Source organism: Mucilaginibacter terrae, assembly GCF_042679325.1.
In the GTDB taxonomy this organism is placed as follows: Bacteria; Bacteroidota; Bacteroidia; order Sphingobacteriales; family Sphingobacteriaceae; genus Mucilaginibacter; species Mucilaginibacter terrae.
The window spans coordinates 438,689-454,423 of record NZ_JBHTMJ010000011.1; the positions used below are offsets into that span (position 1 = coordinate 438,689).

The 15,735-nt window shown below is 42.4% G+C and carries 18 protein-coding genes and 2 tRNA genes; 9 read left to right on the plus strand and 11 right to left on the minus strand.

Features of this window, described 5'->3' with window-relative positions; all coding sequences use genetic code 11:
- Positions 1 to 38: 38 nt before the first annotated feature.
- The gene (locus tag ACFQ3S_RS11560) at positions 39 to 1,007 is read right to left on the minus strand and encodes an FKBP-type peptidyl-prolyl cis-trans isomerase (RefSeq protein WP_377164505.1); all 969 of its coding nucleotides are present in this window, start codon (positions 1,005 to 1,007) and stop codon (positions 39 to 41) included.
- A 3-nt stretch (positions 1,008 to 1,010) separates the two neighbouring features.
- A complete protein-coding gene (locus ACFQ3S_RS11565; RefSeq protein ID WP_377164507.1) occupies positions 1,011 to 2,021 on the minus strand; it encodes a DHH family phosphoesterase in 1,011 nt (336 codons plus the stop codon).
- 120 nt (positions 2,022 to 2,141) lie between these two features.
- On the opposite strand from ACFQ3S_RS11565, the gene ACFQ3S_RS11570 reads away from it, so the two are divergent.
- A complete protein-coding gene (locus tag ACFQ3S_RS11570) occupies positions 2,142 to 2,561 on the plus strand; it encodes a nucleoside-diphosphate kinase (RefSeq protein WP_377164509.1) in 420 nt (139 codons plus the stop codon).
- 155 nt (positions 2,562 to 2,716) lie between these two features.
- Positions 2,717 to 2,917 carry a hypothetical protein gene (locus tag ACFQ3S_RS11575; RefSeq protein ID WP_377164511.1) on the plus strand — a complete coding sequence of 67 codons (201 nt, stop codon included), beginning with the start codon at positions 2,717 to 2,719 and terminating at the stop codon, positions 2,915 to 2,917.
- Here the strand turns inward: ACFQ3S_RS11575 and ACFQ3S_RS11580 are convergent.
- Entirely contained in the window at positions 2,904 to 3,194 is a 291-nt protein-coding gene (locus tag ACFQ3S_RS11580) for a DUF721 domain-containing protein (RefSeq protein WP_377164513.1), read from the minus strand. The genes ACFQ3S_RS11575 and ACFQ3S_RS11580 overlap by 14 nt on opposite strands.
- 113 nt (positions 3,195 to 3,307) lie before the next feature.
- The gene (gene recF / locus ACFQ3S_RS11585) at positions 3,308 to 4,411 is read right to left on the minus strand and encodes a DNA replication/repair protein RecF (protein ID WP_377164515.1); all 1,104 of its coding nucleotides are present in this window, start codon (positions 4,409 to 4,411) and stop codon (positions 3,308 to 3,310) included.
- 140 nt (positions 4,412 to 4,551) lie between these two features.
- Between recF and ACFQ3S_RS11590 the strand changes: the two genes are divergently transcribed.
- From ACFQ3S_RS11590 to ACFQ3S_RS11615, 6 genes are all read left to right on the plus strand, one after another.
- Positions 4,552 to 5,229, plus strand: a complete 678-nt coding sequence (locus ACFQ3S_RS11590; protein WP_377164517.1) for a tetratricopeptide repeat protein — start codon at positions 4,552 to 4,554, stop codon at positions 5,227 to 5,229.
- A 38-nt stretch (positions 5,230 to 5,267) separates the two neighbouring features.
- A complete protein-coding gene (gene ribH / locus ACFQ3S_RS11595) occupies positions 5,268 to 5,762 on the plus strand; it encodes a 6,7-dimethyl-8-ribityllumazine synthase (protein ID WP_377164519.1) in 495 nt (164 codons plus the stop codon).
- A 225-nt stretch (positions 5,763 to 5,987) separates the two neighbouring features.
- On the plus strand, positions 5,988 to 6,317 hold the full coding sequence (gene ytxJ / locus ACFQ3S_RS11600; protein ID WP_377164521.1) for a bacillithiol system redox-active protein YtxJ: 330 nt from the start codon (positions 5,988 to 5,990) through the stop codon (positions 6,315 to 6,317).
- A 160-nt stretch (positions 6,318 to 6,477) separates the two neighbouring features.
- A complete protein-coding gene (gene lipA / locus ACFQ3S_RS11605; protein WP_377164523.1) occupies positions 6,478 to 7,356 on the plus strand; it encodes a lipoyl synthase in 879 nt (292 codons plus the stop codon).
- A 32-nt stretch (positions 7,357 to 7,388) separates the two neighbouring features.
- The gene (locus tag ACFQ3S_RS11610; RefSeq protein ID WP_377164525.1) at positions 7,389 to 7,940 is read left to right on the plus strand and encodes an RNA polymerase sigma factor; all 552 of its coding nucleotides are present in this window, start codon (positions 7,389 to 7,391) and stop codon (positions 7,938 to 7,940) included.
- A gap of 1 nt (position 7,941) precedes the next feature.
- Positions 7,942 to 8,823, plus strand: a complete 882-nt coding sequence (locus ACFQ3S_RS11615) for an anti-sigma factor (protein ID WP_377164527.1) — start codon at positions 7,942 to 7,944, stop codon at positions 8,821 to 8,823.
- Positions 8,824 to 8,984: 161 nt separating this feature from the next.
- Here the strand turns inward: ACFQ3S_RS11615 and ACFQ3S_RS11620 are convergent, their stop codons facing one another.
- From ACFQ3S_RS11620 to ACFQ3S_RS11650, 7 genes are all read right to left on the minus strand, one after another.
- Positions 8,985 to 10,184, minus strand: a complete 1,200-nt coding sequence (locus ACFQ3S_RS11620) for an acetate/propionate family kinase (protein ID WP_377164529.1) — start codon at positions 10,182 to 10,184, stop codon at positions 8,985 to 8,987.
- A 127-nt stretch (positions 10,185 to 10,311) separates the two neighbouring features.
- Complete coding sequence (pta, locus tag ACFQ3S_RS11625; RefSeq protein WP_377164531.1) at positions 10,312 to 12,411, minus strand: phosphate acetyltransferase; 2,100 nt, start codon at positions 12,409 to 12,411, stop codon at positions 10,312 to 10,314.
- Positions 12,412 to 12,593: 182 nt separating this feature from the next.
- Positions 12,594 to 12,680: transfer RNA gene (locus ACFQ3S_RS11630), tRNA-Ser, on the minus strand.
- 202 nt (positions 12,681 to 12,882) lie between these two features.
- Entirely contained in the window at positions 12,883 to 13,317 is a 435-nt protein-coding gene (locus ACFQ3S_RS11635; protein WP_377164533.1) for a VOC family protein, read from the minus strand.
- 44 nt (positions 13,318 to 13,361) lie between these two features.
- On the minus strand, positions 13,362 to 13,853 hold the full coding sequence (locus ACFQ3S_RS11640; protein WP_377164535.1) for an SRPBCC family protein: 492 nt from the start codon (positions 13,851 to 13,853) through the stop codon (positions 13,362 to 13,364).
- Between the two features lies 1 nt (position 13,854).
- Positions 13,855 to 14,169 carry an ArsR/SmtB family transcription factor gene (locus ACFQ3S_RS11645; RefSeq protein WP_377164537.1) on the minus strand — a complete coding sequence of 105 codons (315 nt, stop codon included), beginning with the start codon at positions 14,167 to 14,169 and terminating at the stop codon, positions 13,855 to 13,857.
- Between the two features lie 177 nt (positions 14,170 to 14,346).
- Positions 14,347 to 14,434 (minus strand) — tRNA-Ser (locus ACFQ3S_RS11650).
- Positions 14,435 to 14,719: 285 nt separating this feature from the next.
- On the opposite strand from ACFQ3S_RS11650, the gene ACFQ3S_RS11655 reads away from it, so the two are divergent.
- Entirely contained in the window at positions 14,720 to 15,691 is a 972-nt protein-coding gene (locus ACFQ3S_RS11655; RefSeq protein WP_377164539.1) for a polyprenyl synthetase family protein, read from the plus strand.
- The last annotated feature ends 44 nt before the right edge of the window (positions 15,692 to 15,735 follow it).

The following is a 15,735-nucleotide window of genomic DNA, read 5'->3' on the forward strand; positions in this document are numbered from 1 at the left end:
AAAAGGCCTTCTTAGAAGCTAAGAAGGCCGTATAAAAATTATTGTTGAGGAGCTGGCTGCATAGCCGGTCCTTGTGGTATAGCTGGTTTGGGCGCGTTAGGGTTAGGATGCACAATATCAACCAGTTCAATTTCAAATACAATTGGTGTATAAGGTGCAACCTGCTGAAAACCACGCTCACCATAAGCCAGGCTCGATGGGATAACTAAGGTAGCTTTAGCGCCTTTGTTCAGCAATTGCAAACCTTGGTCCCAACCGGCTATAAAAGCGCCTACACCAATAGGAACACGCATAGGGGTGTAGGGGCGCATAGGGTTGTCAATTTTAGCTTTTTGGGCTTCGCTTTTAATATTGGTATCAAACACCTTATCGCTCATTAATTTAACTGCGTAGTTAACTACGGCAGTATCGCCTTTACCAATAACCGGGCCTGTACCCGGCTTGGTGATCTGGTAGTTTAAACCGGTTGCTGTTTTAGTAGCTTTAATGTTATGGCTGGCAATGTACTTGCTAATTTTTCCTGGCTCAGCATTTTTCATTTTGGCAGCTTCGGCTTTAAAGTATTCTTCTACACGTCCCTGAAATACAGGCTGGGTAAGTTTACCTTTCGATATTACCTTAACCACTTTCACTTCGTAAACCACGTATTTACCTTTAAGGTCTTTAGGTTTGCCCGATGCTTTGGCAATTGAATCTAAGTTAACCTTGATAGTAGCGCTATCACCTTCCGAAAGCAGGTTTAAACCGCTTTGAAAATCACCTTTAAATTGTGGTTTTGGCACCGGGAAAGTAAATGGCATGCCGTTATCGTATGAGTTGGCCATAACCGAATCGGCATCAGTTTTAACAATGAGGTTAATACTCACAAAATCGCTGTCTTTAACAGTAGCGCCGTCTTTATCCTCGTGCATTTCGTAAAGTAAGCCGCCTTCACCTTTTTTCTGGCCGCTGTTACAGCTGGCTAAACCAATAGCAGCTAAGGCTAAAAGCATTAAATTCTTTCTCATTTTTTATTGAATTAATAGTGTTTTGTATTCGGGTAATATTTGTTTAAATTTTTCGATTGTTTCTTCTAATGACAAGTCCGATTGTCCGCCTGAGGCATTGCGGTGACCACCGCCTTTGAAATACTTTTTGCAGATCTCGTTGGCCGGAAACTCCCCCTTTGACCGTAAAGACAGTTTAACCAGGTCGGTACGCTCCACAATAAAGGCGGCAAGTTTAATACCGCTAATGCCTAAGGCATAATTTACAATACCCTCGGTATCGCCGGTTATGGTATCGTACTGCTGCATTTCGGCGCGGGTAACACTAATAATGGCCGTATTATATTCGTGTAAAATTTCCAGCTTGTTAGCTAAACAATGGCCTAAAAAGCGTAAACGGTTTTCGGATGAATTACTGTACACCAACTCGTGGATATGCCAGTTAACCGCACCGGCTTCTATTAAGTGCGCCACAATACGATGTACGGCGGCCGTAGTTTTAGGTAAACGGAACGAAGCCGAATCGGTCATGATGCCGGTGTACAGGCAAGTAGCTACGTCTGCATTAATCAGATCGGGGCGTTGCAGTTCTTCGGCTATAAAGCTATATACTAACTGTGCGGCTGCGCAGGCGTTAATATCCCAGTAACGGTAATCATCAAAATCTTCGGGTTCCAGGTGATGGTCTATCATTACTTTAACCGCGCCGCTCTGGCGCACCAGTTCGCCCATTTCGTTAATGCGCGTCAAATTATTAAAATCGAGGCAAAATATGATGTCGGCACTGGCTATCAGTTGTGCCGAGCGTTCGGCATTTTCGGTATAGATCATTACCTCCTCGTTGCCGGGCATCCAGGCTAAAAATTCAGGATAATCGCTCGGCGCAATCACCTGGGTATGGTGGCCCAGCTGTATAAGGTAATTATACAGCCCAAGAGACGAGCCCATAGCATCACCATCGGGTTTATGATGTGTGGTGATAACAATCTTTTGAGGCTGGTTTAATAACTTGCTAAGCGCGGCTGTATCTAACATTAACTAAAAAAAGAAGACGCAAATTTATATAAATTAATGAAATACAAGCGATGTAAATTATACAAAAAGCTTTAATTTACCACAACAAAGCCTTACTTTTGCGGCAATTTTAAAATAAAAATGGAAAATAACAAAACTTTCACCATGATTAAGCCCGATGCTGTGCGCAACGGACATATCGGCGGTATATTAGATCAAATTATTAAAGGCGGCTTTAAAATAGTAGCCATGAAATACACTTCTTTAACCCCCGAAAAAGCTGGTGAGTTTTACGCAGTTCACAGTGAGCGTCCTTTTTACAAAGACCTGGTTAGCTTTATGTCATCGGGCCCTATTGTTGCCGCTATATTAGAAAAAAACAACGCCGTTGCCGATTTCCGTACGCTGATTGGTGCTACCGACCCTGCTAAAGCCGAAGCCGGTACTATCCGTAACCTGTTTGCCGAATCAATTGAAGCCAACGCGGTACATGGTTCCGATTCGGACGAGAACGCCGCTATTGAAGGCAGCTTCTACTTTTCAGCGTTCGAGAAATTTTAATTTTTAAGAGCCTTATATACGGGTTCACATTAATATGAATGATCAGATTTACCTGTTGAGCAACTTCGTTTTGCCCGATAGATAAATCTGATCTTTTTTATGCCTGTTTGGCATAATTATTTCTGCAAAACAGTTATATATATTATATTAGCCTTATGAAAACAGCATCAAAAGCCGCTATTTATTCAATATTTGTAGTTTTATTTATTATTGGTAGCTGGGAACTGGTTAAAGCACACCCCGAAGTGCAGTTTACTTTTTACATTCCTGCAGCCATCATGATCATTTATGCTGTCATCCGCGATGATTTGTTCTCTAAACCAGGACACAACATGCGTCACGCTAAAGGAAAATAATTTCCTCTATTAATAAGTCGCCCGCTTCGGTATTAATTTTTTCTATTATTTGCGAGCGCATCATCATCAGTTCGTTTTTAACCACCGACGATTCGATACGCAGAAACATCTTTTTATTATTGATAAACAGTTCTTTAGTGCGGTTAGCCATAGGTTTACCCACAATATTGGGCCATGCTGCAATTACCGCCGTTTCATCAAAACGGCGTTTTATTTTATATACGTTCAGCATTTGCGCTATCGCTTCTTTCATGGTTTTATCATTTGCCTTACGCATAGTTTTTTGAGTTGAAAGTATAAGGTTATATGTTAAAAGTATAAAATAATGGGTTAAAGAGTTAAGTACAAATCAATATATTAACTGACTTTTTTACTTTCAACCTTAAACTTTCAACACTCCAACACTTCCCCTTTGTTTACATTAAATAATTTCACGTCCACATTAATCTGGCTGAAAATGCGGGTAACCCGGCCCTCGCTGGCATCGGTAATAAAAACCTGCCCAAATTCCTGGTCCGATACCAGCTGCATTAACTTGGTAATGCGGTGTTCATCTAATTTGTCAAAAATATCGTCTAACAGCAACAAGGGCTTAAAACCTTTTTGCTGTTGCAGGTAACTATATTGTGCCAGTTTAAGCGCAATTAAAAAAGATTTTTGCTGCCCCTGCGATCCAAACTTTTTCAACTGCATTTGATGGATGCTGAACAACAGGTCGTCTTTATGAATGCCCGTGGTAGTACGTTCCAAAATACGGTCTTTTTCTGTACTCTTTTTTAATAAAGCAGCCAGGCCTTCGTTCAGCAATTGCGACTCGTAAACCAATTCTACCTGTTCGGCATCGCCACTTAAAAAAAGATAATACTGGTTAAACACCCCGGTAAATACTTCCATAAAAGCTTTGCGCTTATGAAATATACGGGTACCCGATGCCACCAGCTGGTCGTCTAATATCTCCAGCAAACTGGGGTCAAAACGGCCGGTATCGGCAATGGTTTTTAATAACGCGTTGCGGTTAGCCAGTATTTTATTGTAAACGATCAGCTCATCGAGGTAATGGTTATCGGTTTGCGATATCACATTGTCTATAAATTTGCGTCGCTCCTCGCTCCCCTCCATAATAATACTCACATCGTACGGAGATACCATTACCAGCGGAAAAAGGCCAATATGATCGGCCAGGCGCTGATAGTCTTTTTTATTGCGCTTAAAGATTTTTTTTTGATTGCGCTTTACGGAGCAAGCCACTGTTTCGGGCAGTTGGTCACGCTCAAATACGCCGTTCAAAATAAAAAAATCGCTGCCCTGTTTTACCTGCTGGCTATCAATTGCGTTAAAATAACTCTTGCATAACGATAGGTAATGTATAGCATCTAACAGGTTGGTTTTGCCTGCGCCGTTGTTACCCGTAAACGCGTTTACCCCCTCACTAAAGCTTAATTGGGCTTCGGTATAGTTTTTAAAGTTAAGCAAGGATAATTGTTGCAGGTACATAAATAGCCTCAAAGGTAGCAATAGAGCGGTGGTTTTGCCCGGTTTGCGGGTTAAAAATATGGTTGAAATTATTTAATGTATTTCGTATTGATAAAAATTTTTTAAAAACGTAGTTTTGCAAACTTAATTTTAGCATAGAAATGTCAAAAACGGATGTGAATGCCAGTGTTGCAACTGAACCAAAAACTTTTGCGCCAACAGGTGGCTTTGTAAAAGAGAACCAAAAGAGCCTAATATTTATTGGTGCAGCTATTGTTGCGTTAATTGCTGTATATATAGGCTACCAGAAATTATACCTGGCTCCTCGCGAAACCGAAGCAGCTAACCAAATGTACGTAGCGCAAGATTACTGGGCCAAAAAGGAGTGGGACAAAGCCTTAAAAGGTGATGCAAGCTACCCAGGTTTTGAAAAAATAATAGATAGCTACAGCAATACCAAAGCGGCTAACCTTGCTTACTATTATGCCGGTACAGCATATTTAAATAAAGGCCAGTACCGTAAGGCTATTGATAACCTGACCAATTACCATGGTGACGATAACATGATTGGTGCCGAAGCATTAGGTAACATTGGCGATGCCTATGTAGAGTTAAAAGAATACGATAAGGCAGAAAGCTATTTTAAAAAAGCTGCTGATAAAGCCAGCAATAAATTTTTGACCCCTTTTTACCTTAAAAAATTAGGATTGGTTAACGAAGCCCGCAAAGACAGTAAGGCAGCTACCGAAAACTATCAGAAAATTAAGACCGACTACCCAACCAGTGCCGAAGCTCAAAACATTGATGAGTATATAGCACGTGCCGAGGCCAAACAATAACAGGTCAACGCATTCTGCATTAACTTAAAACACAACACATGGCTACTCAGCTTAAAAATCTTTCCGATTTTTCAAACACTACCATACCAAATGCCGGTGCTTACCGCTTTGGCATTGTAGTGGCCGAGTGGAATGCAAAAATCACAGGTGCCTTATATGAGGGTGCTTACCAAAGTTTGCTGGACAACGGTACCTTAGATGAAAATATTTTTACCTACACTGTACCTGGCAGCTTTGAATTAACCTCGGGTGCCGACCTGTTATTACAGCATAAAAACCTCGACGCGGTTATTTGCCTGGGCTGTGTTATACAAGGCGAAACCAGGCATTTTGATTTTATTTGCGCCGCTGTAGCAAATGGCGTAACAAATGTTGCGGTAAAACACTTAAAACCTGTTATATTTGGTGTATTAACCACTGATAATGAGCAACAAGCCATTGACAGGGCCGGAGGTAAATACGGTAACAAAGGCGTTGAAGCTGCTGTAACTGCTATTAAGATGGCCGATTTAGCAAACCAATTAAAAAATTAATTGTCACTCTAAATATAGCGCAGTACAGATCATGAAAAAAATAATTTATATTGGCTTGTTAGCCGCTTTTTTGAGCACGTTTGCTTCATGTTCTAATAAATTGTGCCCGGCTTACGGTAACTCCAGCCGCCGGGGACGCTAACATCAAATTGTCATTTTACTAATAGGTTAAAACCTATGTCGCCGTTAAACGTACTTTTGTAGAAAATAATTTTAGTTTTCTATATGACATGGACAGCGTTAGATTCGGCAGATCAGTTGAATGACATTAAGCAACAACCGGGCTACAGTATCATCTTTAAACATAGCACCCGTTGCTCTATCAGCATGATGGCTAAACGCCGTTTTGAGCTGGATTGGGACCAACTTCCCGAAAATCTTCCCTTATATTTTCTCGACCTTATTAAACACCGCGATATTTCGGGCAAAATAGCCGAAGATTTCCAGGTACACCACGAATCGCCGCAGTTACTGCTGATCAAAGACGGCGAATGCATCCTCGACCAATCGCACGGCGGTATCTCGGTTGAAGAAGCATTGGTGATGGTGCAGTAAAGCTTCAGATTCAAGAAATAAGAGGCAAGAGCCAAGATTTTGGACTTGTCCACCAGTACAATTACTATCCTAAATTGGGCGGTTAACTACCATATTGTAAAAAAGCTTGTTTCTTGTCTCTTGGTTCTTGCTTCTATCCTAAAATCCCTAACTTTACATCATGATTGATTTGCCGGTAATTCCAGCCAACCAGGTGCAACGCAAGCCAGACTGGCTTAGGGTTAAGCTTCCTGTTGGTAAAGAATATGCTCACGTAAGAAGTTTAGTAGATACCCATAAACTGCATACCATTTGCGAGAGTGGTAATTGCCCCAATATGGGTGAATGCTGGGGAGCAGGTACAGCTACATTTATGATACTGGGTAATATATGTACCCGTTCATGTTCGTTTTGTGCGGTAGCCACCGGCAGGCCCTTGGCTGTTGATATGGATGAGCCAAACCGCGTTGCTACATCGGTAAAGCTAATGCAGGTTAAACATTGCGTAATTACTTCGGTAGACCGCGATGACCTGAAAGATGGTGGTTCTATCATCTGGGCCGAGACAATTAATGCCATTCGCCGCGAAAGTCCGCAAACTACTTTAGAAACCTTGCTGCCCGATTTCAGGGGTAACTGGGATAACCTGGCACGTGTGCTGGCGGTACGCCCCGAAGTGGTATCGCACAACCTGGAAACCGTACGCCGTTTAACCCGCGAAGTACGCATACAAGCCAAATACGATCGTAGCCTGGAATGTTTAAGGCATATAGCCGCTGCCGGGCTGCGCACCAAATCGGGCATTATGCTGGGCTTAGGTGAGCACGAAGAAGATGTACTGGAAGCCATGCACGATCTTTATAATGCAGGCGTTAACATTTTAACTTTAGGCCAGTATTTGCAACCAACCCGTACCCATCACCCGGTTATTGATTGGGTTACCCCCGAACAGTTTAAGTATTACAAAGAAGTGGGCCTGCAAATGGGCTTTAAATATGTGGAAAGTGGTCCATTGGTACGTTCTTCTTACCATGCGGAAAAACATCTGTTCGATATATAAGTTATAGTATATTATTATATATTTACAGCGTTTTGGCCAAAAAGCATAAACTTTCCCTTTCTGAAGAAGAACTCATACTTGCTTTGCAACGACGCGATAAAATTGGCGTTGAGGCATTGTATGATATGTATTCTTCGTCGTTGTATGGAGTTATAGTCCGTATAGTTGTAGACACGGCCACCGCCGAAGATGTACTACAGGAAGTTTTTGTAAAAATTTGGCATTCATCAGCCTCTTACAGTTCAGAGAAAGGACGTTTGTTTACCTGGATGGTAAACATAGCCCGTAATTTGTCTATCGATAAAATTCGGTCTAAGGATTTTAAGAATCAGTTTAAAAACCAGGAGCTTGAAAACAACGTAGGTTATATTGAAAAGCATAACAGTACAGAGTATAAGCCTGAACTGTTGGGTGTAAAAGATTTGATTAACACGCTAAGACCCGAGCAAAAATCAATACTTGATCTTATATATTTTAAAGGTTACACGCACACAGAAGCTGCGGATGAGCTTGGAATGCCGTTAGGCACTATCAAAACTCGTTTGCGCATGGCTATTCAGCAGTTACGTAAACATTTTAATTAACGTGGAAGAGATTAGGGCATATATAGAATCGGGAATATTGGAACTTTACGTTCTGGGCGATTTGAGCGCAGAAGAAAAGTTGCAAGTAGAAGATATGGCGCAACAGCATCCGCAGGTTAAAGCCGAACTGGATGAAATTGAGCGTTCGATGGAATTATATGCTGATTTACATGATATAGAACCGGCTCCAGAAATGCGTGACCGTGTGCTGAACAGCCTGCTTACTAACTTAGGCGATGATCGAAACCTGAAAACCGTTCAGCATGTTAATGGAAATAATGTTACCGCTCAAAATTTCAGACCTACTCAGCCAGAACACAACCGTGAAGCTCGTGTAGTGCCTATGGCGCAAACCAGTATTTCCAGTGGGTTTTATAAATATGCCTTTGCGGCAAGCGTGCTGCTTTTATGCGTTAGTGTGGCCGCCCTTGGTATTGTTTATAAACGTTTGCAATATTCGCAGCAGCAATTGGTAAGCCTGCGCCTGAGCGAGCAAAAGTTTACACGCCAGGTAAGCCAGATGGATACCGAACTTTCCGTATTCCGCGATCCTTCATACCAGTTCATCCGTTTAAAAGGAACGCCTAAAACTCCGGCTTCGGTATTAACCGTAGCCTGGAGTGCTAAAAAGCGAAAAGTAATGGTTGATATGCACGATGCTGAATTACCAGTTATAGATAAAGACCACCAATACCAGTTATGGGCCATTGCCGATAGCAAACCGGTTGACCTGGGTGTGTTTGACAGTGCCGTAGCCGATTCGGCAGATATGAAGCTGATGAAATCAATTAGCACCGCTCAAGCGTTTGCCGTTACTATTGAGCCACGAGGTGGCAGTATTAACCCAACCATGAATCAAATGGTGGTTATGGCCAGTTTGTAAGGTTTTCAACCGGTTTTACTTTAACCCTATCGTTAAACAACAGGTGTACCCAGTGTTGTATAGTGTAACTGCTTATTGTTATAAACGTAATAAATATAGCCACGTGGCGATGCTCATTCATTGCACTTAAATGGATGTTTTTTTACATGGCTAAATCCAAACTATTCAACCATTACATAACACTGCTGCGCAATTTCTAACTCCTCGTTAGTAGGAACTATTAATACTTTAACTTTAGATGATGCAGTGCTGATTTCTTTAATTCCTTTCGCTCTTATCTTGTTAACAGCCACATCCAGTTCAATGCCCAAATATTCCAGATCGCTGCAAACCAGTTCACGTACTTTAGCATCGTTTTCTCCCACACCAGCGGTAAAAATAATGGCATCCAACCCGTTTAAAACAGCAGTATAAGCACCAATATATTTTTTAATGCGATAGGCGTACAGGTTGTAAGCCAGTTTGGCATTTTCGTCGCCCGCTTCAATGGCTGCGGTAATATCGCGCATATCGCTTTGGCCGGTAAGGCCCAGCATTCCGCTTCGTTTATTGAGCAGGTTGCTTACCTGGTCAATATCATACCCTAACTGGTTCACCAAATAGAAAACAACCGTAGGGTCAATATCGCCCGAACGGGTACCCATAATTAAACCGCTCAGCGGACCAAAGCCCATACTCGTATCAACCGATTGCCCGTTGCTTACTGCGGCCATACTACAGCCATTACCCAAATGAATGCTAATAAATTTTGAATCGGTTTTACCCAAATAAGCTGCTGCCTGCTCCGTTACATATTTATGGCTGGTACCATGGAAACCGTAAGACCGTATATTAAAATCGGTATAGTAAGAATTAGGTATTGCAAAGCGATAAGCTTTAGGTGGCAGGGTTTGGTGAAAAGCGGTATCGAACACCCCAATTTGCGTGGCATTGGTAAAGATCTTTTCGGCCACCTCAATACCTAAATAACTGGCCGGGTTGTGTAAAGGCGCTAACTGGAAGGTTAGTTTCAACTCCTCCTTTACTTTAGCATCAATAACTGTGGTAGTGGTAAAACGTTCGCCGCCGTGCACAATGCGGTGACCCACCACTTGTATATCGGCCGGGTATTGTATCACGGCCAGTTCGCCTTCGGTAAGTAGTTTGTTCACCTCTTTCAATCCGGCCTCATGGTCGGGCAGTTCTTCGGGCGTAAGCTTAATTACTTTCTCCTCGCCGTTAATGTAAACCTTATGGGTAATGTTAGGATGATCTAACCCAATGCGTTCTACCAGGCCGCTGCAAACCGGGTTTTTAGCCGGCATTTTAAATAACTGATATTTAATAGAGCTACTGCCCGAATTGACTACGAAAATGTTCATGTGTTAAATTATGTTTATGCTTAATAACCGATTGTCAGTCTGAGCCTATCGAAGACTTAGCAAAGCGGCAAATGCTTCGATAGGCTCAGACTGATAGGTTAACTGCTACTGCCACTCACCACTGCTACTACTCAACCTCCTGCGCCTGTATAGCTGTAATAATTACCGTATTAAATATATCATCTACCGTACAACCACGGCTTAAATCATTTACCGGTTTGTTTAGTCCTTGTAACATTGGGCCAATGGCCAAGGCACCGGTTTCACGCTGAACAGCTTTGTAGGTGTTGTTACCCGTATTCAAATCCGGGAAAATCAATACACTGGCTTGCCCGGCAACTTCCGAACCCGGCAGTTTACTTTTACCCACAATAGGGTCAACCGCAGCATCGTATTGTATAGGGCCTTCTACCTTTAAATCGGGGCGTTTGGTTTTTACAATTTCTGTTGCGCGGCGTACTTTTTCTACATCCTCGCCTTCGCCCGATGTGCCCGAAGAGTAAGATAGCATGGCTATCCTCGGTTCAATGCCAAAGCGCTTGCTGCTCTCGGCAGAGGATATGGCAATTTCGGCAAGCTGCTCGGCAGTAGGGTTGGGGTTAACGGCGCAATCGCCAAAAACCGAAACCCTATCGGGCAAACACATGAAAAATACCGATGATACCACTGAGATACCCGGCTTGGTTTTTACGAACTGCAGAGCCGGACGAATAGTATGTTGCGTGGTATGCACCGCGCCCGATACCATGCCATCGGCATGGCCTTTAAACACCATCATGGTGCCGAAATAAGAAACATCGGTCATCATATCGGTAGCCATTTCCATGTTCACGTTCTTGGTTTTACGGAGTTCGTAAAGGGTATTCACGTAATCCTGGTAATCACCAGACGCGGCCGGATTAACAATGTTGATTTTGCCGGCATCCAGGTTTAAACCTAAACGCTTAATGTTAGCCATAATATCCTCCGGGTTCCCCAAAAGGGTTAAGGTTACAATATCCTGACTGATCAAGCGTGCAGCTGCTTTTAAGATCCGCTCATCGTTACCCTCGGGCAACACAATATGCTTTTTAGAGCTTTTTGCCCAATTGGTAATTTGGTACTGGAACATGCGCGGCGTAATGCCACCGCTGTGTTTGTAGGTCACAATGCGCTCATCTAACTTGGCTACATCCACATATTTATTAAATACATCAATAGCCAGCTGGATTTTCTTGGTATTATCGGCAGTGATTTTAGAGCGGATATTACCTACCTCAGTTGTGGTTTGAAAAGTCCCGGTTTTAACGGCAAGTATAGGCACTACCGTTTGCAAACCTTCAATCAGCCTGATGATGGGCTCTTCGGGCATAGTATCGGCCGTTAAAATGATACCAGCAATTTGCGGGTAACTGGTACTTAGGTTGGCTTGCAAGGCTGCGATGATGATATCGCCACGGTCGCCCGGAGTTATAATAAGTACGTTCTCTTTAATAAAGTTTAAAAAGTTAGGTACCTGCATAGCGCCGGTTACAAAGTTATCTACCTGGTTGCTCAGCCGTTCGGCACCAAACAAAAGCTTAGCATCCAGGCTTTCGCAAATTTCTTTCATAGTAGGAGCCTGCAAGCCACGCATGGCTGGTATAATGGTTACAATAACGGTTTCGGGCAGTTGTACCGATAGTAGTTCGCGCACATCATCAACCTGTTGTTCGCTTATTTTATTAGCCACCAGCGCCAGTACCTGGATCTCTCTCGATTCAAAATTGCGCACAATGGTTATAGCCGCATTAGTAATCTGAGCCGTGGTTTTGTTTTCGCCCGAGATTACCACAATAACCGGAGCGCCCAGATTTTTAGCGATAGAAGCATTTACCTCAAACTCAAATGCGGTGCCTTCGCCCTGGTAATCGCTGCCTTCAATAACGGTAAAATCATACTTGTCTTCCAGTTTTTTATACTTGCGGATAATGGTATCTATCATCTCGCCCTGGCTTTCATTTTCCGACTGGTGCATGGCCTCCTGCCAGGTAAAGGCATGTGCATCCTCATAACTCACGGGTAAATCAAAATAGCTGAGCACGGTTTTAATGTGGTCGCTTTTGCCTTCTTCGGCACTACGGCTCACAATAGGCTTAAAGTACCCTATTTTTTGCGCCTTGCCCACCAGCATATTTATTAAACCTAACGATACGATGGATTTGCCGCTGTACGGCTCGGTACTGGTAATAAAAACAGTTTTAATCATGCAGATAGAGGTATTGAGCATTGCAGGTAAACAGCAATTGCATATTGACAAATATAATGGCTAATAGTTCTGTTGCAATAGTAAAAAGGAAGTGAGTTTGCTTACATCAGTAACGTTGCAAACACCGCGTTACATTGGTATAAACAAGAAAACCCGCTTGTGTTGCGGGCTATCATTGTTTGCGGAGAGGGAGGGATTCAAACCCCCGGTACCTGTTACAGTACACCTGATTTCGAATCAGGCACATTCGATCACTCTGACACCTCTCCGGGTGAAGGGCCGCAAATATATTATCTCATGAGCGGTTTAAAAAATGAAAAATAAGAATGTCTTACAAATATTTCATAAACAAGCCTTCCTGAGATTTAGCTTACAGTTAGGCGAAGAAACTCTAATCGAACACCTTATACCATTTTTGATTTTTTTAGCGACTTTATAAACACCAAGTAAGAGGCCTTTTTTTGGTTAAATTTACCCGTTATAATTTGGGTCGAATTCCACAATCCATTCAATACCGTATTGATCTCTAAGCATTCCGGCGTATGTACCCCAGGGACTATCGCCAATAGGCCCTTCCATATTTCCACCAGCTGATAATCCGTTAAAAAGTCGGTCTGCTTCTTCACGGCTTTCTGCACTTATTGATATTTTAGACCTGTTTTCATTTTCGTTTACACGTCCCATAAAATCGGGAACATCATTGGCCATTAATACATGGTGCTTGCCAATGGGCAAAGCAATGGTCATTATCTTGTCTGCTTCGTTTTCGGCTACCGGAAATTCGTCGCTCGACAGGTCTTTGAAACGAACGATCTTGGTGAACTCTCCGCCAAAAACTGATTTGTAAAAAGTGAATGCTTCTTCGGCATTTCCGTTGAAGTTGATCCAGGGGTTAATTGTTCTCATTATTTTATTTTTTCAAGTGTTTGTAAATTTCTCTTTTATGCTTTTTACGATAATGTGGCTAAGAGTTCTTCCAGGTTTTTCAAAGTCATGGTGAAGCCTATTTTGAAGCCTTCCAGTAATTTTTCTAATCGCTCAAACGATTCATTAAAAATGGTAATATGTACTTTTGTTATACCATTTTGTTCGCTGAAATGGTAATCCCAATCAGATCCCGGCAGTTCTCGATTTTCATATTGATCTGCAAACGTGTTGTACATCTTGAAATTGGTCTTCGGAGTAATGGAAGTAAATTCCTGTACTGCCCAGCGCTCCTGCCCGTCGGGACTTATCATCGCATAAAACCTACGGCCTCCTACCTTAAAATCCATATACTTGGTTTTGGCGCGCATGGGCGCAGGTGCACCCCATTGGTCCAGTAGGTTTGGCTGAGTAAAAGCATCCCATACTAAAGAAACACCGGCATTAAATTCCCTGGTAATGTTTACCGTTTTCGCTGCTTTATCCACATTGAAATCAAATAGCAAATCGTTGTTCATTTTACTGTTCTTTAATTGTTGATAATAGTGCGTCGAGCTGGTTAAATTGAGTTTCCCAGTTTTGCCTGAATTGGGCTAACCAGTTATCAAACTCCTGCATTTTTTTGGCATTGAAGTGATAATAGATCTCCCTGCCGCTATGCTCAGGTTTAATTAATTCGCATTCGTGCAATACTTTAATATGTTTTGATACTGCCTGGCGGGTCATATCAAATTTTTCGGCCATTGCATTTGGCGTTAACGCCTGGATAGCAATCAACGTTAAAATAGCCCTGCGTGTTGGGTCAGCTATGGCCTGGAATATATCATGTTTCATTCTCAATAATAAATTACGCAACTCTTAGGTTGCAAATATATATGCAACTTTTTAGTTGCGCAAATTTTTTTGAATTTATTTCGGATGTATAAATGACGAGAGCAAATATTTTTTGAATAGAAGGGTTAAAAAAAGCCTGCTAAACATCGATGTTTAGCAGGCTTTTGTATGATACTGCGGAGAAGGAGAGATTCGAACTCTCGATACACTTTTGGCGTATACACACTTTCCAGGCGTGCTCTTTCGACCACTCAGACACTTCTCCATGGTAAATGGATTGCAAATGTATAATAATACGGCTGTTTAACCAACAAAAAAGCGAGGCCCTGTAAACAAGGCCCCGCAAGCAAAACTTCAACTAAATATAACCCTATGTTTAATCTGCAACCTTCAGATAAACACAAGTATGACTACGCTCGCTACTATTGGTTTAATTGCCTTGTAAAATAATTGCGGTAATTAGCCACATCATTTATTTTAGCTATGTTTGCGCCTGTATGCCTACAAGGGCAAAACACCGTATTTTACACAAACAGGTTGCTTAGTTTACATGCTGAACCTAAAAGAAATTAAAAAGCCCATTGCTGCCGAAATTGATGTGTTTGAGGAGAAGTTTAAAGCTTCGATGCAAAGCTCGGTTCCGTTACTGGATAGGATAACGCATTACATTGTAAAGCGTAAGGGAAAGCAAATAAGGCCTATGTTCGTGTTTTTTGCTGCCAGCCTATGCGGCGGTATTAATGAGTCTACCTACCGTGGCGCTGCCTTGGTAGAACTGGTACATACGGCATCTTTAGTGCACGACGATGTGGTGGATAACTCATACCAGCGCCGGGGTTTCTTTTCTATAAATGCCCTATGGAAAAACAAGATAGCCGTTTTGGTAGGCGATTTTTTGCTGACCAAGGGCATGCTGCTTTCCTTGGAAAACAATGATTACGAGCTGCTCCGCATCCTCTCTAACGCGGTAAAGCAAATGAGTGAGGGCGAATTGCTGCAAGTAGAAAAGGCCCGCAAAACCAATACCGACGAAAGTATTTACTATGAAGTGATCCGCCAAAAAACGGCTTCGTTAATTGCCTCCTGCTGTGCATGTGGTGCTTCATCGGCCGGGGCAAATGCCGGGGATATTGAGAAGATGCGTTTGTTTGGCGAGAAGATAGGGATCGCATTTCAAATCAAGGATGATATGTTCGACTTTGGTACCGATGATGTGGGCAAACCCCTGGGTATTGATATTAAAGAGAAAAAGATCACCCTGCCGTTAATTTACGCACTAAATAGCAGTCCTTCATCCGAGCGTAAACGCATAATCAGCCTGGTTAAAAACCATAACGACGACCCCGAAAAAATAGGGCAGATTATTAAGTTTGTGCAGCAAGCCGGTGGATTAACCTACGCCGAAACACAAATGCAAAAATACCAAAACGAGGCCTTTGCTATCCTCAATACCTTCCCCGAAGGTGAGGCCCGCACCGGCTTAGAACAGTTGGTGAGGTACACTACGGAGCGGAAAAAGTAATTGATAGAAACAAGAGACAAGAAGCAAGAGCCAAGAAAGGAGCA